This is a genomic window from Pseudomonas sp. Teo4, from assembly GCF_034387475.1.
In the GTDB taxonomy this organism is placed as follows: domain Bacteria; phylum Pseudomonadota; class Gammaproteobacteria; order Pseudomonadales; family Pseudomonadaceae; genus Aquipseudomonas.
Window position 1 is genome coordinate 754,862 of sequence record NZ_JAXCIL010000001.1, and the last position, 20,047, is coordinate 774,908.

Genomic DNA, 20,047 nt, shown 5'->3' on the forward strand with positions numbered 1-20,047 from the left:
GCGCTTGCTTCGGGAGTGCACCATGGACCACGACACGCACATGAAACACAGGGGTGTACTTGAGCCGATAGACCGCATCACCGAGGTGATCTTCGGCCTGCTGATGGCCATGACCTTCATCGGCTCGCTGAGTGTCGCCACGGCCGGTCGCGACGATGCCCGGCTCATGCTCATCGCCGCGTTCGGCTGCAATATCGCCTGGGGGTTGGTCGATGCCGTGATCTATCTGCTGCGCACCTGGACCGAGCGGACCCGCAGCAGAAACCTGTTGATGGGTTTGCAGCAGGATGCCGATGCGCAGCAAGGCCGTGAGCAGGTGGCGGCGGCACTGCCCGAACGCATCAGCCAGGCGCTGGAAAGCGGTGAGCTGGAGATGCTCCGGCGCCGCCTGGTGGACGACGCCAGCCGGCCGATGCCACCGCGTTTGGGCCTTGATGACTTCAAAGCAGCACTGGCGACTTTTCTGCTGGTGGTCCTGGCGACCTTCCCGGTGGTGATTCCGTTTCTGCTGATAGACACAACCTCCACGGCCATACGTACCTCGCATCTGGTGGCGTTGCTGATGCTCTACCTGTCGGGCTGGTTGCTGGCGCGTTACTCCGGCGGCCGAACCCAGTTGACGGGCCTGACCCTGGCATTGGTCGGGGCGGTGCTGATCGTCTCGATCATCGCTTTGGGCGGCTAACTGGATGAAAACAGCGCCTTTGCTAACCTTATTCCACGCCATCGAAAGCTGAGATCAGTGGCTTGTACAGTCGGCTTCAACTGTCCGGCGTCGTCTCACTCGTTTCACGCGGTATGACCACATGGGGAAATGCCATGCGCATTCCAATGTTTTGTGTCGTGTCGGTGGTGCTTTGCTTCAATGCCATGCCCGGCCTCGTGCAGGCTGCAGATGTGCCTGCGCCCGACCCGGCACCGGCAACCACGCCAGTGGCAGCGAAACAAGCGGTGTTCACGCAAGAGCAACTCGACCAGATGCTCGCCCCCATCGCGCTCTACCCTGATGCGCTGCTGGCCCAGGTGCTGATGGCGGCCACTTACCCAGGCGAGGTCACCGAAGCGGTGGCCTGGTCCAAGGCCAACCCCAAGGCCCAGGGCGATGAGGCTGTGAAACAGGTGGCCAAGCAGAGCTGGGACCCGAGCGTGCAGGCGCTGGTGGCCTTTCCGCAGATGCTCGCCACGCTCGGTCAGGACCCGGTTTGGGTGCAACGCTTGGGCGATGCGTTCCTGGCGCAACCCGACGATGTCATGAACAGCGTCCAGCGCTTGCGCCATCAGGCCCAGGCCGCCGGCAACCTGCAGAGCAACCAGTACCAGAACGTGACGGTCCAGGCGGCGCCGGCACCCAGTGGCGGGAGCAAGTCGAGTGCACCGGCGTCCAGCTCATCGTCCACCACCATCATCATCGAGCCGGCCGACCCGCAGGTGGTCTACGTGCCCAGCTACAACCCGACCACCACCTACGGCACCTGGGCGTACCCGGCCTCGCCACCGGTCTATTACCCACCACCGCCGATGTACTACGCAGGGTCTGCCTTGATCGCCGGCTTGGCGTTCGGTGCGGGAGTGGCAATCATCGATTCAGTCTGGGGCGATTGTGACTGGGGCGACAACGATATCGACATCGACGTCAACCGCTACAACAACATCAACGCCAACAACCGCATCACCAACAACCAGAACAAATGGCAGCACAACGCCGTGCACCGTGACGGTGTGCCTTACCGCGACAACCGCAGCCGCGAGCAGTTTGGCCGGCAGCTTGACGGCGCCAACCAGCGTGCGGCGTTCCGTGGCGACGATGCCCAGCGCGCGCAGGCGCGGGAAAAGGCCCGGGCGTCGATGGACCGGGCTGGCATCGAGCGCCCGGCCACCAGCAACCGCGAGGCCCGCGACCGGGTGCGCGAAACCCAGTCGGGCAACAACAACCTGGGTAACCGGATGCAGGCACGGCAAGACGCGCCACGCGCCACCGAACGCCGGCAGGAACTGCGCAACACGCGGGATGCGGGGCAAGCCCGGCCACGTGAAGGGCAGGCCCGGCAGGCCTTGCAGAAACGTCAATCGGCCAGCGCCGGGCGCGCACGCAACAATGCCTTCGATGGGGTTCGCTCGCCTTCGCGCAGCAACCTGCAAGCCAGTCGCGGTCGGACCAGTCAATCCTTCGCCCAGCGGCCCCAAGCCTCGCGTGCAGCGGGGCATCAGATTTCCCGGCCTTCCAGTGCGGGTGGGCGCCGTGGCGGAGGAGGCCGTCGATGAACGTCAAGGCAGCGGTGCTGGCGCTGGGCCTGGCCTGGTCCTGTTTGGCCACGGCGCAACAGGCGTTCCCCACGCCGGAAAAAGCGGTGGAGGCGTTTGTCGTGGCCTTGGGCGAAACCCGCGCCGATGAAGCGCGGCTGGCGCAGTTGCTGGGGGAAGACTGGCGAACCTACGTCCCCCGCGAGGGCGTGCAACGCAGCGATGTCGATGCGTTCTTGCAGCAGTACCACGAGCAGCACACTTTCGAGGCGCAAGGTGAGCGTAAAACCATTCTGGCGGTGGGCAACGAGCACTGGACCTTGCCTATCCCATTGGTAAAGGACTCGCAGGGTTGGCGGTTCGACCTCAAGGCCGGCAGTGCCGAAATCCGTGCCCGGCGTATTGGCCGCAATGAACTGGCTGCGTTGCAGTCGGTGCTGGCGTACCACGACGCACAGATGGATTACGCCTCCCAGGACCGCAACGGCAACGGTGCGCTGGAATACGCGCAGAAAATCTTCAGCACCCCGGGCAAGCATGATGGGCTGTTCTGGGAAGACGAGGACGATGGCCAGGTCAGCCCGCTGGGCCCACTGTTCGGCAATGACGTGGTGGGTGACGACTGGTACGGCTATCACTTTCGCATTCTCGACGCTCAGGGGCCTTCGGCTCCGGGCGGTGCCTACAGCTACCTGATCGGCAACCAGATGAGCCGGGGCTTTGCCCTGGTCGCCTGGCCTGCGAAGTACAACGACACCGGCGTGATGAGCTTCATGATCAGCCATGACGGCCAGGTGTTCGAGAAAGACCTCGGGCCGAACGGGGAGTCAGTGGCCAAGGCCATGAAACGCTTCGACCCGGACGACAGCTGGCAGGCGGTCGATGAAGACATGGGCGGCTGACGGTTCAACGTTTGGCGCGTCCTTGCGCCTGGGGCCTCAGTGCACGCGGCCAGCGCGGACCTCGCGGGCGGTGCAGCCGAACTGCTGACGGAAAGCCCGGGTGAACTGGGCCTGGTCGGCAAAACCCCAGCGAAACGCCAGTTCACCGATCGACATCAGGCAATGCGGGTCGCGCAATTGGCGGTGCACCGCCTCCAGGCGTTGCTGGCGCACCCATTCGCCGAGGGTGTAAGGGGTGGAGGCAAACAGCTTGTGCAGGTAACGCAGCGAAAGGCCGCAGGCGGTGGCGATGGCTTGCGGGGTAAGGTCAGGGTCGCCCAGGTGCTGGCGCACGTAATGCTCGACCCGTGACAGGTGCAGTGTACTCAGGTTGGAGCCTTCGCTACCCAGCACCCGTTCATCCTGTTGCAGGGCCAGCACCAGGGTCGACACCGCTTGCTCCAGCAGCAGATGGCGAGCCGCGTCAGGGCTTGAGTCGAAGTGCCGGGCGCACAGGTCCAGTTGTTCGACGAAGATGCGCCCCAAGCCTTGGTTGGCGTCGAAACAGAAGCGCGTGTAACGCTGGTGCCCGCGCAGGTGGCCCATGAATGCTCGTTCCGGCAGCTTCAGCACCCACAGGTCGTTTTGCGCACCGTAGTGGAAGCGGTACGGGGCGTCACCGCGCTCGACGATGAACCCGCCGGGGCTGCAGCTGAGCTGGTGGCCACCCTGTTCGAAGTGCACGTCGCAGCGGCTGGGCACCGTCACCAGGTAGAACGCGTCCTGGTCCTGCCCAACTTGCGCCTTGCTGCGCGAATAGCCCAGCTGGCTGGAGCGCAGGCGCGACAGGCTGAAGGGCGTGCTGGGTGTGCTCCAGCGTTGTAGGTGGCCATCGAACGGCTGGTCGCCGGCAAATTGCAGGCTCAACGGGAAGTAGGTGTCGCTGATGGCATCGGCCCAGCGCGCCTGGCGCTCGGGCTGCGCCCAGCTGTGGGTCGAAAGTTCCGTGGGCATGTCGGGTCCTTTTTCAAAGAGGGCAGCATTGAAAAAAGGAACTGCAAGCAAGCTACTCAAGCAGCTCTTGTTATTGTGCAAACGGCCCGGCAGCGCAATGCTGCCGGGCCGGTACCACGCCGATGATGGGAGTGGGCGAGCGACTTATCAAGCGCCGCGCGTCACGCGGTAGGTGGCCGACGGTTCGAGGCGCGCCTGCCAACCCGGCGGCACCACGATGTTGGTGGTGTCTTCTTCGATCACGCAGGGGCCGTGCACGGTCTGCCCGGGCAGCAGACGATTGCCGTTGAACACCGCGGTGGACTGCCAGTCGCCCTCGGCGCTGAACAGCATTGGCCGCAGGCTGTCAGGCACTGGCGCTGGCGGTTGTGCCGGGCCATGCAGCTCGGGTTGCGGCGGGCGCGGCAGGTGGCCGATCACCGAGCACTCCAGGTTGACCAGCTCCACCGGGCTTTGCGGCTCACTGTAGGAGTAGAGGGTCTGGTGGCGCTGGTGGAACGACGCGATCAGCTCGGCCAGGCCGGCACTGTCCAGGGCATGGCGTTCCAGCTCCACGCTGCACTCGTGGATTTGCCCCAGGTAGCGCATCTCCAGGGTGTAGTGGCAACTGCTGGCCTGGTCGCCGAAGCCGTCCTCGCGCAGGTTGGCCATGCCTTGCTGGCGCAGTTCGGCCAGGGCGTGGTTGAGCTGTTCGAGGTTCACATGCCCGGCGTCCAGGCGCATCGACAGGCTGGTGAGCTGGTCGTAACGCACATCCGAGAGTATCTGGCCGAAGGCGCACAGGCCCGAGGCCACCTTGGGGATCAGCACGGTGTGCATGCCGATTTCCTCGGCCAGGCGCACCACGTGCATGCCCGCCGCGCCACCGGCACCGATCAGGGCGAAGTCGCGGGGGTCATGGCCGCGTTCGATGGACACGCGGCGGATGCCGTTGACCATGTTCAGGTTGACCAGGGTGGTGATGCCGAAAGCTGCACGTTCGACACTGATACCCAGCGGGTCGGCGATCTTGCTGCGAATGGCATCCAGAGATGCCTGGCGGTTCAGGCGAATGCTGCCACCGAGCAGCGCGCCATCGGGCAGGTAGCCCAAGGCCAGGTTGGCGTCGGTCACCGTCGGCTCGGTGCCACCCTTGCCGTAGCACACTGGCCCCGGTTTAGCGCCGGCACTGCGCGGGCCGACCTGGAGCATGCCGAACTCATCGAGGTGGGCGATCGAGCCGCCGCCAGCGCCGAGGGTTTCCACCTGGATCATCGGCACGCCGATGCGCTGGCGCAGGAAGTCCACGTCCTTGCTGAAGTTGGTGCGTCCGGCGTTGGTCAGGGTGATGTCGAACGAGGTGCCGCCCATGTCCACGGTGATGACATTGTCGATGCCGAAGGGGCGGGCCACCGCCAACCCGGCCTGTGGCGCCGACGCCGGGCCTGAGTTGATCGCGTTCACTGCACGCTCGCGCATCAGGTGCCCCGGCGCCAGGCCACCGTTGGACTGGAAGTAGCGAACCGGCTGTTGCGCGCCCAGTTCTTCGAACAGTGCATCGATGCGCTGTACATAGCGCGCCATCACCGGGCTCAGGTAGGCGTTGACCACGGTGGTGGAGGTGCGGGTGTATTCGCGGATCTGCGGGAACACCTCGACACCGGTGCAGACGAACACGCCGGGCAGGGCGGCGCGCACCAGTTCGGCGGCACGCTGCTCATGGCTGGGGTTACGCACCGACCACAGGAAGGAAATGGCCACGGCCTCCACCCCTTCGGCGCGGAAGTATTCGATGGCGTCATGCACCGCGCGCTCGTCCAGCGGGCTGTGCTCGCGGCCGTCGCCGAGCATGCGCCCGCCAATGGGGCGGCGCAGGTGGCGTGGCGCGAGCATGTAGGCAGGTGGGTAGTGGGCGTCGTAGCGGTAGCCTTCTTCCTTATGGCCAAGGCGGATTTCCAGGCTGTCTTCATGGCCCTCGGTGCACAGCAGGCCGACCTTCACGCCGGTGTGCTCGATCAGTGCGTTGAGGGCGACGGTGGTGCCGTTGATGCACAGGTCGCAGTTGGCGATCAGCTCGGCTGGCGAGCGACCGGTGGCATCGGCGATCTGGGCCAGGCCGGCGCGGATCGCCAAGGTGCCATCCTGTGGGGTGGACGGGGCTTTGAACAGCTGCACGCCGCCGTCGCGGTCGGCCAGGATGAAGTCGGTGAAGGTGCCGCCGGCGTCGATGCCCAGGCGATATTGGTTGCGCATGTCGAATCTCCGGTCAGAGCAGGCCGCGGGCAGTGCGGGTGGCGGTTTCGTCGAGATGGCCATCGGCCGTCAGGATCACGCGGTACTCAAGGGCAGCGCCCTCGGGGGAAACCAGGCCGTTGCGCACGTCTTGCAGCACGGCGGCGACCGGGCGGCGCAGCGGGTCGCCGTAGCCTCCGCCACCGGGGTTGATGTTGATGATGCGTTCACCAGGCGCGACGGTGAGCATGGGGTTCTGGGTGTAATGGTCTTCCTGGCCGTCGGCGTGTCGATGGATCAGCCGGCCGAGCTTGGGTTCGAGCAGTGCGTTGCGTGCCCCGGCGGCGCCAGCGGTGGGCAATTGGCGGCCTTCGCCGAAGCCGACCACGGTCATCGCGTGAGCCAGCGGTTCGATTTCCAGGCGGGTGCCGGAACCGCCGCGGAATTCACCGGCACCGCCGCTGTCGGCCATCAGGCTGTAGCGGTGGATGAGCACCGGGTAGGCGTGTTCCAGCAGTTCGATGTCGCCGCTCATCAGGGCGCCGAAGCAGCACAGCGGGCCGCAGGCGTGCCAGCCGTCCATCACCTTGTTGGCGCCGGCGCCGGAAATGATCGAGGCCAGCACCATGGTGACGTACTCGCTGTTGCCGTTGCGTGGGTCGACACCGGCGATGTTGATGCCGCTGGTGTGCCCCCAGGAAGCCGTCACGCGCGCTGGCGACGCTTGTTCCAGCGCGGTGCGCACGGCGTCGGCCAGGGTTTCCATCGGGGTGGTGGTGCAGTTGACGTGGGGGGCCGGCTCCTGGGCGTTGCACAGGGTGCCCTTGGCGCCGACGTCGACCGTCACGCAGCGGTACAGGCCTTCGTTGTAGGGCGGGGCGACCTGGGCGAACATCATCAGCCCCAGGTACACGCCGGAGACCGAGTTGCCCTCGTAGGAGTTGATGAAGTAGGGCACCTGGGGCGGGCTTTCGATGCGCACGTGCGCCTGGTCGCCGCGAATCTCCACATGGGCGGTGATGGCCAGTTCGCCCAGGCCGTGGCCTGAGTCTTCCAGCACTGCGGTGCCGCTGTAGTGGCCGTCCGGAACGTCGCGCAGCAGGGCGCGCATATGGCGGTCGGCCATGTTCTTCAGTTCGGCGATGCATGCGCGCACCTGCTCGACGCCGTACTTGTCCAGCAATTCCAGCAGGTGGCGTTCGCCGACCTTGCAGGCACCGTACTGCGCGTTGAGGTCGCCTTCCTGGTAGGGGCGGGCGCGCATGTTGGTGAGCATGAAGTTGATCACGTCTTCACGGCGCTTGCCCTTTTCCCACAATTTGACCGGTGGAATGCGCAGGCCTTCGGCGTAGATTTCCTTGGCATCGGGGTTGTAGCCGGCGGGTACCGGGCCGCCGATATCGGTCAGGTGGCCTTTGCAAACGGTCCAGAACACCAGTTCGCCCTGGTAGAACACCGGTTTGTACATGCAGCAGTCGAGGATGTGGCTGCCTTTGTAGGCCGGGTCGTTGTGGTAAAGCACGTCGCCTTCGGCGATGTCGTCGCCGAAGAATTCGGCCACGCACTTCATCGCGGGTATCAGCGAGCCCAGGTGAATCGGAATGTCCTGGCCTTGCAGGATCATTTCCGGGAGGTGGTCGAACAGCGAGTTGGAGTAGTCGTGGGCCAGGTTGAACACGCTGGAACGGCCGGTTTTTTCCAAGGTCAGGGTCATTTCGCGCTGGGCGGTTTCCAGCGCACCCCGGACAACCGCAAGGGTGATCGGGTCAACTGTCTTCATAGGTCACCAAGGTTTTCTTCTTGTGCTTTGGGTGGGGCCGCAGGGGTGGGCCCTGGGTGACAGGCTACGGCGGGAGGGGTGCGGCTGGCTTGTCGCTGGGTGTACCGGTTGTTGCGTTTTGGCGCACTGGCCCAGGTTGTGTGCACAAGCACCTGTCTTGTGTTGCCTGTACCGGCCTGATCGCCGGCAAGCCGGCTCCCACAGGGACTGGGCAGATCCTGAGATAACTTGTAGGAGCCGGCTTGCCGGCGATCAGGCCCGTGCAGACAACCGAGCAATACGCATCAGCCTGTGAGAGGATGTCCACCCCGGCCATCCGGCCAGCCAGGACCCAAGAACACAGCCTGATGAAGACGCCAAAACGAATCGAACCACTGATTGAAGACGGCTTGGTCGACGAAGTACTGCGGCCGTTGATGAGCGGCAAGGAAGCAGCCGTCTATGTGGTGCGCTGCGCAGGTCAGATCCGCTGCGCCAAGGTCTACAAAGAGGCCAACAAGCGCAGCTTCCGCCAGGCCGCCGAGTATCAGGAGGGCCGCAAGGTCCGTAACAGCCGCCAGGCCCGGGCCATGGCCAAAGGCTCGAAATATGGCCGCAAGGAAGCCGAGGACGCCTGGCAGAATGCCGAGGTGACGGCCTTGTTCCGTTTGGCCAACGCCGGTGTACGGGTGCCCAAACCCTACGACTTCCAGGATGGCGTGTTGTTGATGGAGCTGGTGACCGACGCCGACGGCGATGCCGCGCCTCGCTTGAACGACGTGCACCTGGAACCCGAAGAAGCCCGCGAGCACCATGCCTTCGTCATCCGCCAGATCGTCCTGATGCTGTGCGCAGGCCTGGTTCATGGCGACCTGTCGGAGTTCAACGTGCTGCTCGGCCCGCAAGGCCCGGTGATCATCGACCTGCCCCAGGCGGTGGATGCCGCCGCCAACAACCATGCCTTCAGTATGCTGCAGCGTGATGTGGCGAACATGGCCAGCTATTTCGGGCATTTCGCGCCTGAGCTCAAAAGCACCCGCTACGCCGAGGAAATGTGGGCGCTCTATGAGGCCGGTGAATTGCGCCCGGACAGCCCGTTGACCGGGCAGTTCGAGGACGATGAGCACGACGCCGACGTACAGGGCGTGCTGCGCGAGATCGATGCTGCACTGTTCGACGATGCCCGTCGCCGCGCGGCGCGGGCCGAAGCCGAGCACGGGCCGCTCAAGGCGGCGGAGCCGACGCCGCCGTGGATGCAGTAACGGCGCCGGCTTGGTGTCGCGGGACTACGGTTCAGAAGCTGTAGTCCAGCGTCGCGAAGTACGACCTGGGCGTGCCCATCAGCCATTGCTCGCCACTGTAGGCCGAGGCCACGTATTCACGGTCGAACAGGTTGTTCAACTGCAAGCCCAGGCGCACGTCCGGCAGCACCTGCCAGCTGAGGTTGGCGTCGACCACGGTATAGCCGGGCACGCGCTGGCTGTTGGCGCTGTCGGCGTAGCGCTGGTCGACGTAACGCAGGCCCAGCCCGGCGTCCACAGCCTGGCCGAAGCCCTTGCTCAGCCACAGGTTGGCGGTGCGTCGCGGCACGTTGGTCGGGCGATTGCCTGAGCGGTCCTGGGCCACGCCGCCCACCACTTCATCGAAGTCGTCGTATTTGGCGCGCACCACGGCGGCGTTGGCCGAGACCTGCCACTGGTGGGGCAGGGCCAGTTCTAGGCTGGCCTCCAGCCCGTCGGAGGTCTGTTGGCCGGCCTGTTGTTTCTCGTGGCTGACAGGGTCGTCCACCAGCAACTTCTTCTTGACGATGTGGTAGGCCGCCAGGGTCCACTCGCCACGGCCTTCCCAGAAGCGTTGCTTGAGGCCCAGTTCGGTCTGTTTCGACTCGGTCAGGTCATAGTGCATCTGCGTGGGGCTGAGGCTGACCAGGTCGTTGACCCCGTCTTCACTGGTGGAGTACTGCCCGTACAGCGACAGCCCATCGTTCACCGCGAACACCAGCCCGGCGCGCCAGTTGCCGCCTTGCAGGCTGTGGTCGCTGCGAGAGCCGTCGACCAGGTTGTCGCGGTCGATATGGTTCTGGTCGCGGCGTACACCGGTCACCAGCGAGAGGCGGTCGGTGAGCTGCAGGCGGTTCTCGGCGAACAGCGCGAAGGTGTGGGTGGTGGACAACGTCTGCGGGCGCAGCGGCGAGTTGCTGTGGAAGACGCCGGGCGCCGGGTGCCACGGGTCGATGTAGTCGCCGCCGACATCGTCGTAGGGCGAGTTGCTGTCGACGTTGAAGCGGACCTTGTTGTACTCGGCACCGACCAGGGTGGTGCTGGCCAGGCCGAACAAGGTGTGGTCCAGGGTGAAGGTCTGGCGGTCGCCGAGCTGCTCCTGGTTGTGCTTGATCTGCAGGTAGCTCTGGCGCAGCAGTTGGTCGCGGTCGGGGTCCCAGCTGTAGGCCTCGGCATTGCGCCAGTGGCGGCGGCTCTTGATGTAGTAGAGCTGGTTGCTGGCGCTGAGCTGGTCGCTGAGGGTCCAGTCGGTGGTGAAGCGGGTCCACTCGTCGTGGTAGCGCTGCACGTCGTTGTCGATGTTGTAGTTCTTCTTGCCCAGGCTGGAACGGTAATGGCCGTCGATCAGCGGTGTACCGAAGTAGTTGGCTGGCTCGGCGTCGCTGCGTTCGTGGGCCAGGGTGAAGCTCAGGTCGTCGCTGGCGTCGAAGCGCAGCGCGGCGCTCATGGCCAGGCTGCGTGAGTCGGTGCGGTCGACCCAGCCGTTGCCGGCCTGGCGGTTCAGGGTCACCCGGTTGCTGAGGCGGTCGCTGAGGCTGCCGCCGCTGTCCAGGCCCAGTTGCTGGCGGTCCCAGGAGCCGTAGCCCAGGCGCAGGTGGTTTTGCACTTCGCCACTGAACGGCTTCTTGGGGATCACGTTGACCACCGCGCCGGTTGCGCCTTCACCGTACAGCACCGAGGCGGGGCCGCGGATGATGTCGATGCGCTCGACCAGCCACGGGTCCACCGGGAAGGTCTGGGTGCCGGCACCGGTGTACAGGCGCGCGCCGTCGAACAGGGTCATCACCGAGCCGTGTCCGGTAAAGCCCCGGGCCGAAAGGCCGGTGCCGCCGTCGCCGGGGGTGCCGATGAAGCTGATGCCAGGCGAGCGGCTGACCGCGTCCTGCACGGTGAGGTTGTTGCGTTGCTCGATCTGCTGCGCGCTGATGCTGCTGGTGCTGACCGGGGTTTCCAGGGCGCTGAGGTTCAGGCGCGAGCCGGCCTCGGTCGGGGTGGCCAGGTTCACGCTGGTGTCGTCGTGAATGCCGGTGATGGCCGTGGAGGGCAGGGCCAGGCTTTGCTGTTGCTCGGCCAGGGCAGGAACAGTCGCGGCCAGGCAGGCCGTCAGGGTGTGAAGCTTGAAGATACGGGACATGTCGTTCCACTGCTGCAGGAATGAATGGATCCCGGTGGAAAACACGCAAAGGCGAACCACGCACGCAGGCGCGCACGCGGAAACCGGCCTGCGCCCGCCCACCGCGGGTTGCCAAGTGAAGCTTCAGGCCGGTCTCCGGGCTTGCGAGGGTCATGAAGCCTTCACCTTCCCATGCGTGTGCACAGTGGTATGTCGAAGGGTTCGCTCGCTTACCGTTGCGGGGGCAGCGCCGGACTTGTCGTGGACCACGACGCACCGGCTTCCCGTTTCACCCTGCGCGCGGCGGCGCAGGACACCTGAAACTGGCGCGCATCTGACCATCGAAACGGCTCTGCGTCAATGGATTGCGCGGTTTTGAGGGGACGTTATCGACCCCGGCGGCGCGATACCCGGGCTTCGATGTTCTTGCGCCCGATCAGCAGCGGCGGTTTTTCCACCACCGGCTCATCGGCCAGCCATTTGTACATCACCAGGCAGTCCACCAGCCCCAGCCGGGCATGGCGGTACGCCTTGGGCAGGCGGCCGACGGTCTCGAAACCAAGTTTCTGCCACAGCGCCACGGCCACTTCGTTGCTGGCCACCACCGAGTTGAACTGCAAGGCCAGAAAGCCCTCCTGGCGCGCCAGCTTCTGCGAGTGTTCGCACATCAGCCGGGCCACACCACGGCCGCGTGCGGCTTCGCAGACCATGTAGCCGCAGTTGCCCACATGGGCGCCGGGGCCGGCTGCGTTGGCCTTGAGGTAGTACGAGCCGAGCAGTTCGTCGTTTTCTTCCGCCACCCAAGTGCGCAGAGGCAGTTCCAGCCACAGCTTTTGGGCTTGCTCGTAGCTGAGCGTGGGGTCGAAGGCATAGGTTTCGCGGGCCTGGACGACGGCCTGGAAGGTGGGCCAGAAGCGCTCGAAGTCTTCAGGGGTCATGGGGCGAATGTGGATCATGCGGGTTCCTGCAAGGGCTGAGGTGCCCAGTCTGAGTAACGCGGCGCCGTCGTGCAAGGGCGGCGGCGCCGCTTGGGCTCAACCTTCGGCCTTGCCCACGGCGTCCATCACCCGTGCCGAGTAGACCAGGGCGGCACCGGCATTCATGGCAACGGCCACGCCCAGGGCTTCGGCGATTTCTTCACGGGTGGCACCGTGCTTGACGGCTTGTTGCGAGTGCACGGCGATGCAGCCGTCGCAGCGGGTGGTGACCGCCACGGCCAGGGAGATCAGCTCGCGGGTCTTGGCGTCCAGGTGGTTGGTCTTGGCGCCCGCACCGCTGGCCGTCATGTAGCCGGCCACGGTGTCGGGGGAGAGTTGCTTGAGATCGCCGATGCCGGCCATCAACTGCTTACGGTAGGCGTCCCAGTCCATCATGCTCATTGTCTTCACCTTGTTGAGGTTTGGGCAGGAGCTTTCAGGCTAGTCGAAGATGGGGAAACGAGTGACGGCCTCTTCGCGGGTAAACCCGCTCCCACAGACTGGACTCAGTGCTGCTCTGTGTGGGAGCGGGTTTACCCGCGAAAGGCCTCTGCCGTCAGATATAGATGAACACCAGTACCAGGGCCGCGACAAAGGCCCACTTCTCCAGGTAGTAGCGGGTACGGTTGCGCTTTTTCAGTGCCTTGCCGCGCTCGCGGACCTTGTAGATGCGGGTGAACAGGCGGTTGATGCCGCCGGTCTTGTCGTTGGCAGTGTTCGGTGCGGCAGCCGCGGCCATGACATTGCGGCTGAACCAGCGGTTGAAGGCGGTCGCCCAGCGGTACTTGAGCGGGCGCTCGACGTCGCAGAACAGGATGATGCGGTTGTGATCGGTGGTGTTGGCCGCGTAGTGGATGTAGGTCTCGTCGAACACCACCGCTTCGCCATCGCGCCAGGAGTACTTTTCGCCGTCCACGTCGATGTAGCAGCCATCGTCGTTCGGTGTGTCCAGGCCCAGGTGATAACGGTAGGAGCCGGCGTATGGGTCGCGGTGGCGCACCAGCTTGGCGCCAGGCGGCAGGGTAGCGAACATCGCCGCCTTGACCGTGCCGATGCCTTGCAGCAATTCGGTGGTGCGTGGGCACAGGCTCATGGCCGATGGGTGGCTCTCGCCGTACCACTTCAGGTAAAAGCGCTTCCAGCCGGTCTTGAAGAACGAGTTGAAGCCGACGTCGTCATAATTCTCGGACTTCTTGATGGCACCGGCTTGCAGCAGTTGCTGGGCTTCTTCGCGAATCTCCTGCCAGTGGTCCTTCAGCGGTTGCAGTTCCGGGAAGGCTTCGACCGGCAGGTAAGGCTTGGCCGGGTGCTTGGAGAACAGGTAGAGGAAGCTGTTGATCGGGGCGAGGAAACTGGAGTGGTCGCCCAGCTGGCGGGTCAGCTTGTGACGTACCCGACCGCGTAGGTGAACATAGGCGATCGAGAAGACGAAAAGGAGTACGAGTGCAATTTTCATGGACGTTTACTTGTCGAAAAAATGGCCATGCGACATGGCATTAGCGGGCCAGCATAAACAATCATGTGGGGAGTTTGTACTTATTGTTACGTGAAATCAGGGCGACTTAGGTGTAATGGCCCATGCTTTGCGCAAACGTTTCAAGTGGATTCAGCCCCAAGGAGTTCCCATGCCCCAGGATGTTCGCCCCAGCGGCGCCCCGTTCAAGCGTCTGTTCTTCGCGCTGCCGGTCAAGGACAGCCAGCGCAGCGACATTGCCCAATGGCGACGTGGCCTGAACCTGCGCAGCGGCAAGCCGGTGCCCAGCGAGAACTTCCACCTGACCTTGCTGTTTCTCGGTGATGTGGACGCCGCGCAGGTACCGGCAATTTGTGCAGCGGTGGACAACCTGGCGCGGCCCGAGGCGCCGCTGCGGTTGCTGCTGGATCGATTGAAGGTCTGGAACCGCGCCAACGTGCTGGTGCTTGAACCTCAGGAAACGCCTGCGGCGATGCGTCAGTTGGTGTATGGCTTGCAGCAGGCGCTGTTGCCTCTGGGGTTCCAGGAGCAGGCCCGTGAGTACCGGCCGCACCTTACGCTGTCGCGGGATTTTCGCGGGCAGGTGCCCGAAGCGACCGTTGCGGCGGATTTCTTCATCGCGGCCAGGCATTTCACCCTGTACGAGTCGCGCAAGGGGCGTTACTGGCCGATTGCCGAGTGGCCGTTGGTGTAGAGTGCCCAGCGTTTTGTGGGAGCAATGGTCATGTGTTACCTGTACCTGCCTCATCGCCGGCAAGCCGGCTCCCACATGGACCGCGCTGATCTTGAGATCATTGCCATACCTGTGGAAGCTGGCTTGTCGTGGCGACGAACCGCAGCGATGAGGCCGGCACAGGCAGCGCAAGACAGTTGCCCCCACAGTTACACCTGCGCCCGGTGTGGGAGCCGGCTTGCCGGCGATGCAGGCGACATGGTGCATGGCAAGGGGCACTAAACCGGCAAACTCTGGTATGCCTGCTCATCCCCAGGGCTGCGGGCGAACTGGCGCTTGTATTCGCGACTGAACTGCGAGGTGCTCTGGTACCCCACCCGGTGCGCCGTCTGCGCCACCCCCAGGCCTTCGCCGATCAGCATCTGTTGCGCCTTGAGCAGGCGCAGGCGCTTGAGGTACTGCATCGGCGCCATGTCGGTGCAGCGTTTGAAGTGCTCATGGAAGGTCGACACGCTCATGTTGGCACAGGCGGCGAGGGCTTCGACGCTCAGCGGCTCGGTGTAGTGCTGGCGCAGGTGGGCGAGGGCGGCGCCGATGCGGGCGAAGTGGCCTTGCTGCTCGACCAGCGCCCGCAACACATTCGCCTGCGGGCCGCGCAGGGCGGTGTAGAGTACTTCCCGTACCCGCGCCGGGCCCAGCACCTTGGCATCCAGCGGGTTCTGCAGGCACTGCAGCAGGCGCTCGACACTGTCACGCATCGGCGCATCCAGGGCCGCCGAGGTCATCGATTGCGGGGTCTGCGCCTGCACCGCGGCGTCAGGGGGCAGGTCCATGCTTTGCACCAGCTCACCCAGCACGCCGCGATCGATGTCCACCGCCACGCCAAGCAAGGGCGCATCGGCGGTTGCGAAGGTTTCGCACATGAACGGCACCGACAACGCCTGCACCAGGTAGTGGCCCGCGCCGTACTCCAGCTTGCGCGGCCCCAAGCGTGCAAGCTTGCTGCCCTGGGCCAGGATCATCAGGCTCGGCTCGTAGATCTGCGGGCTGCTGGCCACATAGTGGTCCCAGCTCAGCACCTGGACCTGGGGCAGGGCGGTGGGCACGAAGCCCGGGCGCGTGGCCAGGCTGCGGATCAGCGTGCAGAGGGGGCGTTGGCGTCGACGTGGCGGGTCAGTTGCATGATGAACCAGGGCAGAGAATCAGACAGTTGCATCATCGCAGATTGATGGTCCAGCGCCAGGTCGCCCAAGGCAGTTTCGGAGAATCAGGCATGGATGCCGGAGAATCGATGGTGGGCGGTGGGGTTCGAGGCGCGCAAAATGCGTCGCCTGAATCGTTTCACTTCCAATGAGGTACCGCATGTACACCGCCATCGGTTACGCCGCCCAGACCCCCACCAGCCCCCTCGCACCCATGACCTTCGAACGCCGCAGCCCGCGCCCGGACGATGTGGCCATCGAGATTCTCTACTGTGGCGTGTGCCACTCGGACATCCACCAGGCGCGTAACGAGTGGGGCATCGCGGTCTACCCGCTGATGCCGGGCCACGAGATCATCGGCCGGGTCACCGCCGTGGGCGACAAGGTGACCGGGCACAAGGTGGGCGACCTGGTCGGCGTCGGTTGCATGGTCGACTCGTGCCGCCACTGCGAGGCCTGCGCCAAGGACCTGGAGCAATACTGCCTGGAAGGCCCGACCATGACCTACGCCACCCCGGACCGGGTGGACGGCAGCAACACCATGGGCGGCTACTCCAGCAGCATCGTGGTCAGCGAGCATTTCGTCGTGCGCATTCCGCAGGGTATGGACCTGGCCAGTGCCGCGCCGATCCTGTGCGCGGGCATCACCACCTATTCGCCGCTCAAGCACCATGGCGTCGGCCCTGGCCACAAGATCGGCATTCTCGGCATGGGCGGCCTGGGCCACATGGGCATCAAGCTGGCCAAGGCACTGGGTGCTGAAGTGACCCTGTTCACCCGCTCCCAGGCCAAGGCTGACGAAGCCCGCCGCCAGGGCGCCGACCATGTGATCGTGTCCACCGATGCCGAGCAGATGCGCGCCGCCGCCGGTCGCTTCGACTTCCTGCTCGACACCATCCCGGTGCAGCACGATCTGAACCCTTACCTGGAAACCCTCAAGTTCGACGGTGTGCACATTCTGGTCGGCTTGATCGAGCCTGTTGACCCGGCGCTGCATGCGGCCAACCTGGTGATGAAGCGTCGAGTGCTGGCCGGCTCGTTGATCGGTGGCATCGCCGAAACCCAGGAAGTACTGGACTTCTGTGCCGAGCACGATATTCGCTGCGACATCGAACTGCTGGATATCCGCAACATCAACCAGGCTTACGAGCGGATGATCGCGGGCGACGTGAAGTACCGGTTCGTGATCGACATGGCGACGTTGCAAGGCTGACATGATCGCCGGCAAGCCGGCTCCCACAGGTACTGCGGTGATCTCAAGGTCGGCGCAGGACCCTGTGGGGGCAACTGTCTTGTGTTGATCGTACCGGCCCCACGACAAGCCGGCTCTCACAGGTAATGCGGTGATCTCGCGGTCGGCGCAGGACCCTGTGGGAGCCGGCTTGCCGGCGATGCGGGCATTACCACATCAACGGCCTGTCCCAGCCTTTCCAGAACAGCCAACGGCGCAGCTCGCCATGCTCCCCATCGCCGATCTGCCACTGAGGCCGGCCGCTGTCCAGCGCAATCACCGAGATGAACCCAGCATGGCTGGCAGCTACCAGGGTGCGTCCGTCGGCACTGATGTCCATGGCGCTGATGGTCGAGCCGAGGAAGTGCTGCCAGTGCGCCTTGCCGTCCTCGCCAAAGGCGCGCAGGTAGCCATAGGCATCGCCGACGATGTACTCGCCGTCCCGGGCTACCCCAGCGTAAACCCGTGCGCCATCTTGCAGCAGGGGGGTGCGCGGGTCGTCACTGTAGTAGTCAGTGTCCAGGCCAGCCAAGTCGACAACGCGGACCCCGAGGGTGCCACCGTTGTAGAAGTGGCAGGCATTGAGCAACAGCTGATCACCCTGTTGGTTGAACATCGCAAAGTGCGGGTACTCGCTGCCCGGGCCGACCGCGGCCACAGGTTGCAGTTGCCCGTCCAGCACCAGGTGCCGGCCATCTTGTTGGCCCAGGGCGATCAGGTTGCCGTCGGGCGAGATCGCCGCGTGCTCCATGGACAGCCCCAGGTTTATATCGTCCGGGTCGGTGCCTTCGGCCAAATCTTCGATGATTTGCGCCTGGCACGGCAGCAGGCGCCTGGCGCCTTGGGCGGTCATGAGGAAGATGCCTTCGGCGCTCACCAGCAGCACCCGCTGGCCATCCGCAAACGGGATCAGCGCGGTGGGTGTCGGTGGCAGGTCGAAGGGGTCGAACGGGTAGCCTTTGGGCAGGTCTTCCAGGCCCGTAGGCCATGGCAGGCGCGCCACTTGCGGGCCGCCCCAGCCATCGGTCACCCGCACGCCTTCGCTATTGGCCAGGGCAAAGTAGCGCCGACGCGGACAGCGGCCGAAGTGCTCGATACCGATCACCGGCGTCACGCTGTTGCCGTCGATACGCACCACCTGGCCTTTTTCGTAGGGCATGCCGATACGTGCCAGCAGGCTGCCGTCGTCCAGCAGCAGTACGCAGGAGATACCCTGACCATGGCGTTCGAGCAGCGGTACCAGCGGCAGGTGCGCTGGCGGCCAGGCGCTGCGAAAGGCCTGGCGCTGGAGTTCGTCGCTGGCGGGGTGATTGGCTGCCCGCAGTGCCGCCTGCCAAGCGTCGAGCAGGTGGTCGGTGGCCGGCGCTTGCGGCTCTTCGAGGTCATCCCAGCCGTGCGCCTGGCCCTGTGCGACATAACGGTTGATGGCCTGGGCATAGGCGGTCACTGCCTGCTGCCACTGTTGCTGGGGGTGCTGCTTGTCCATGGGCGGATCGGGCTCCTTGTTCCGCGGTCTGCTGACAATGTGCCGGCATGGTACTCCCAATCCCGCCGTGGTTGCGCCTGCGGTTGTGAGGGGCTGGGTTGACGCGTACCATGCCGGCATTCCTTCCAATAACAAACCGTACGTCAGCACCGTGCAAACGTGTGCCAGGCGCGCTGACTGTTGCCTAGTTTCCGGAGTATCGATACCCACCCATGAACGGACCCATCCCCACCCACCTACCCAATACCACGGGTAATGGCAGCTGGTTGAGCGTCATTGCCCTGGCGTTGGCGGCCTTCATCTTCAACACCACCGAATTCGTCCCGGTGGCGCTGCTCAGCGACATCGGTCGCAGCTTCGACATGACCACCGCGCAGGTCGGGCTGATGCTGACCATCTACGCCTGGGTGGTGGCGCTGGCGTCATTGCCGATGATGCTGATGACCCGCAACATCGAACGGCGGCGCCTGTTGCTGCTGGTGTTCATGGTGTTCATCCTCAGCCACCTGTTGTCGTGGCTGTCGCAAAGCTTCGCCATGTTGCTGGTCAGCCGAATCGGCATTGCCCTGGCCCATGCCGTGTTCTGGGCCATCACTGCCTCGCTGGCGGTGCGCGTGGCGCCACCGGGGCAACAGGCCAAGGCCCTGGGCCTGCTGGCCACCGGCACCACCCTGGCGATGGTGCTGGGTATTCCACTGGGGCGCGTGGTGGGTGAAGCGCTGGGTTGGCGTATTACCTTCCTCAGCATTGCCGGCGTGGCGCTGGCGACCATGCTGTGCCTGATGAAGTCGTTGCCACTGTTGCCCAGCCAGAACTCCGGCTCGCTGCGCAGCCTGCCGATTCTGTTCAAGCGCCCGGCGCTGGTCATCACCTACCTGCTGGTGACGTTGGTGATTACCGCGCAGTTCACCGCCTACAGCTACATCGAACCGTTCGCCCTGCACGTGGCGCAGATCGGCGGCGAACGCACCACCCTGGTACTGCTGCTGTTCGGTGGCGCCGGTGTGTTCGGCTCCCTGCTGTTCAGCCGTTACAGCGACCGCTTCCCCCATGGTTTCCTGGTGGGGTCGATCGGCTTGCTGGCCGCTTGCCTGCTGCTGTTGCTGCCGCTGTCGGGCAACTTCTACCTGTTCGCGGTGCTGAGCATGTTCTGGGGTGTGGCGATTTTGAGCTTCAGCCTGTCGTTGCAATCCAAGACCCTGAAGCTGGCGTCCGACGCCACCGACGTGGCCATGGCGCTGTTCTCGGGTATCTACAACATCGGCATCGGTGGTGGTGCGTTGCTGGGCAGTATTGTCAGCAGCCAGATGGAGGTGGCGGATATCGGCCTGGTTGGCGGCAGTGTGGCTGTGGTGGGGCTTGTGTTGGCGCTGGCCAGTACCCGGCGCTTCCGGGAGGCGTTGGGAGGTTGAGTGGCAGGACCGGCCTCATCGCCGGCAAGCCGGCTCCCACATGGACCGCAACGCCCTCAAGATCACTGCAGTACCTGTGGGAGCCGGCTTGCC

General features: G+C 64.8%; 15 protein-coding genes, 1 pseudogene and 1 riboswitch. Of the genes and pseudogenes, 7 read left to right on the forward strand and 9 right to left on the reverse strand.

Annotated elements, in window-relative coordinates; translation table 11 throughout:
- Nucleotides 1–22 precede the first annotated feature (22 nt).
- The 3 genes from PspTeo4_RS03745 (at nucleotide 23) to PspTeo4_RS03755 (ending at nucleotide 3,143) form a co-directional block, all read left to right on the forward strand.
- A complete protein-coding gene (locus tag PspTeo4_RS03745) occupies nucleotides 23–685 on the forward strand; it encodes a VIT1/CCC1 transporter family protein (protein WP_322362383.1) in 663 nt (220 codons plus the stop codon).
- Between the two features lie 134 nt (nucleotides 686–819).
- Nucleotides 820–2,262, forward strand: a complete 1,443-nt coding sequence (locus tag PspTeo4_RS03750) for a DUF3300 domain-containing protein (RefSeq protein WP_322362384.1) — start codon at nucleotides 820–822, stop codon at nucleotides 2,260–2,262.
- On the forward strand, nucleotides 2,259–3,143 hold the full coding sequence (locus tag PspTeo4_RS03755) for a DUF2950 domain-containing protein (RefSeq protein ID WP_322362385.1): 885 nt from the start codon (nucleotides 2,259–2,261) through the stop codon (nucleotides 3,141–3,143). The genes PspTeo4_RS03750 and PspTeo4_RS03755 overlap by 4 nt, the downstream gene beginning before the upstream one ends.
- Before the next feature lie 36 nt (nucleotides 3,144–3,179).
- Here the strand turns inward: PspTeo4_RS03755 and PspTeo4_RS03760 are convergent, their stop codons facing one another.
- From PspTeo4_RS03760 to PspTeo4_RS03770, 3 genes are all read right to left on the reverse strand, one after another.
- Entirely contained in the window at nucleotides 3,180–4,136 is a 957-nt protein-coding gene (locus tag PspTeo4_RS03760) for a helix-turn-helix domain-containing protein (RefSeq protein WP_322362386.1), read from the reverse strand.
- Between the two features lie 147 nt (nucleotides 4,137–4,283).
- Entirely contained in the window at nucleotides 4,284–6,368 is a 2,085-nt protein-coding gene (locus PspTeo4_RS03765) for a hydantoinase/oxoprolinase family protein (RefSeq protein ID WP_322362387.1), read from the reverse strand.
- A 13-nt stretch (nucleotides 6,369–6,381) separates the two neighbouring features.
- Nucleotides 6,382–8,127: a hydantoinase B/oxoprolinase family protein gene (locus tag PspTeo4_RS03770; protein WP_322362388.1), complete on the reverse strand. Its 1,746-nt coding sequence runs from the start codon at nucleotides 8,125–8,127 to the stop codon at nucleotides 6,382–6,384.
- Nucleotides 8,128–8,474: 347 nt separating this feature from the next.
- Between PspTeo4_RS03770 and PspTeo4_RS03775 the strand changes: the two genes are divergently transcribed.
- Nucleotides 8,475–9,368 (forward strand): PA4780 family RIO1-like protein kinase, encoded by an 894-nt coding sequence (locus tag PspTeo4_RS03775; protein ID WP_322362389.1) that lies wholly within the window; start codon nucleotides 8,475–8,477, stop codon nucleotides 9,366–9,368.
- Nucleotides 9,369–9,399: 31 nt separating this feature from the next.
- Here the strand turns inward: PspTeo4_RS03775 and PspTeo4_RS03780 are convergent, their stop codons facing one another.
- The 4 genes from PspTeo4_RS03780 to lpxO all read right to left on the reverse strand — a co-directional run bounded on the left by PspTeo4_RS03780 (nucleotide 9,400) and on the right by lpxO (nucleotide 13,932).
- Nucleotides 9,400–11,520, reverse strand: coding sequence for a TonB-dependent receptor (locus PspTeo4_RS03780; protein WP_322362390.1), 2,121 nt, complete (start codon nucleotides 11,518–11,520; stop codon nucleotides 9,400–9,402).
- 108 nt (nucleotides 11,521–11,628) lie between these two features.
- A riboswitch (cobalamin riboswitch) is annotated at nucleotides 11,629–11,835 on the reverse strand.
- A gap of 50 nt (nucleotides 11,836–11,885) precedes the next feature.
- Nucleotides 11,886–12,455: an N-acetyltransferase gene (locus tag PspTeo4_RS03785; protein ID WP_322362391.1), complete on the reverse strand. Its 570-nt coding sequence runs from the start codon at nucleotides 12,453–12,455 to the stop codon at nucleotides 11,886–11,888.
- A 78-nt stretch (nucleotides 12,456–12,533) separates the two neighbouring features.
- Complete coding sequence (locus PspTeo4_RS03790; protein WP_322362392.1) at nucleotides 12,534–12,878, reverse strand: carboxymuconolactone decarboxylase family protein; 345 nt, start codon at nucleotides 12,876–12,878, stop codon at nucleotides 12,534–12,536.
- 154 nt (nucleotides 12,879–13,032) lie between these two features.
- Nucleotides 13,033–13,932, reverse strand: a complete 900-nt coding sequence (lpxO, locus tag PspTeo4_RS03795; protein WP_322362393.1) for a lipid A hydroxylase LpxO — start codon at nucleotides 13,930–13,932, stop codon at nucleotides 13,033–13,035.
- A 169-nt stretch (nucleotides 13,933–14,101) separates the two neighbouring features.
- On the opposite strand from lpxO, the gene thpR reads away from it, so the two are divergent.
- Nucleotides 14,102–14,644, forward strand: a complete 543-nt coding sequence (thpR, locus tag PspTeo4_RS03800; protein WP_322362394.1) for an RNA 2',3'-cyclic phosphodiesterase — start codon at nucleotides 14,102–14,104, stop codon at nucleotides 14,642–14,644.
- A 257-nt stretch (nucleotides 14,645–14,901) separates the two neighbouring features.
- On the opposite strand, the pseudogene PspTeo4_RS03805 reads toward thpR, so the two are convergent.
- Nucleotides 14,902–15,806: pseudogene (locus PspTeo4_RS03805) on the reverse strand (AraC family transcriptional regulator N-terminal domain-containing protein).
- A 179-nt stretch (nucleotides 15,807–15,985) separates the two neighbouring features.
- Between PspTeo4_RS03805 and calA the strand changes: the two are divergent.
- Nucleotides 15,986–17,038, forward strand: coding sequence for a vanillin reductase (gene calA / locus PspTeo4_RS03810; RefSeq protein ID WP_322362395.1), 1,053 nt, complete (start codon nucleotides 15,986–15,988; stop codon nucleotides 17,036–17,038).
- A gap of 187 nt (nucleotides 17,039–17,225) precedes the next feature.
- Here the strand turns inward: calA and PspTeo4_RS03815 are convergent, their stop codons facing one another.
- Nucleotides 17,226–18,542 (reverse strand): hypothetical protein, encoded by a 1,317-nt coding sequence (locus PspTeo4_RS03815; RefSeq protein WP_322362396.1) that lies wholly within the window; start codon nucleotides 18,540–18,542, stop codon nucleotides 17,226–17,228.
- 212 nt (nucleotides 18,543–18,754) lie between these two features.
- Here PspTeo4_RS03815 and PspTeo4_RS03820 point away from each other — a divergent pair, with 212 nt between their 5' ends.
- Entirely contained in the window at nucleotides 18,755–19,954 is a 1,200-nt protein-coding gene (locus PspTeo4_RS03820; protein ID WP_322362397.1) for a sugar transporter, read from the forward strand.
- Nucleotides 19,955–20,047 lie beyond the last annotated feature (93 nt).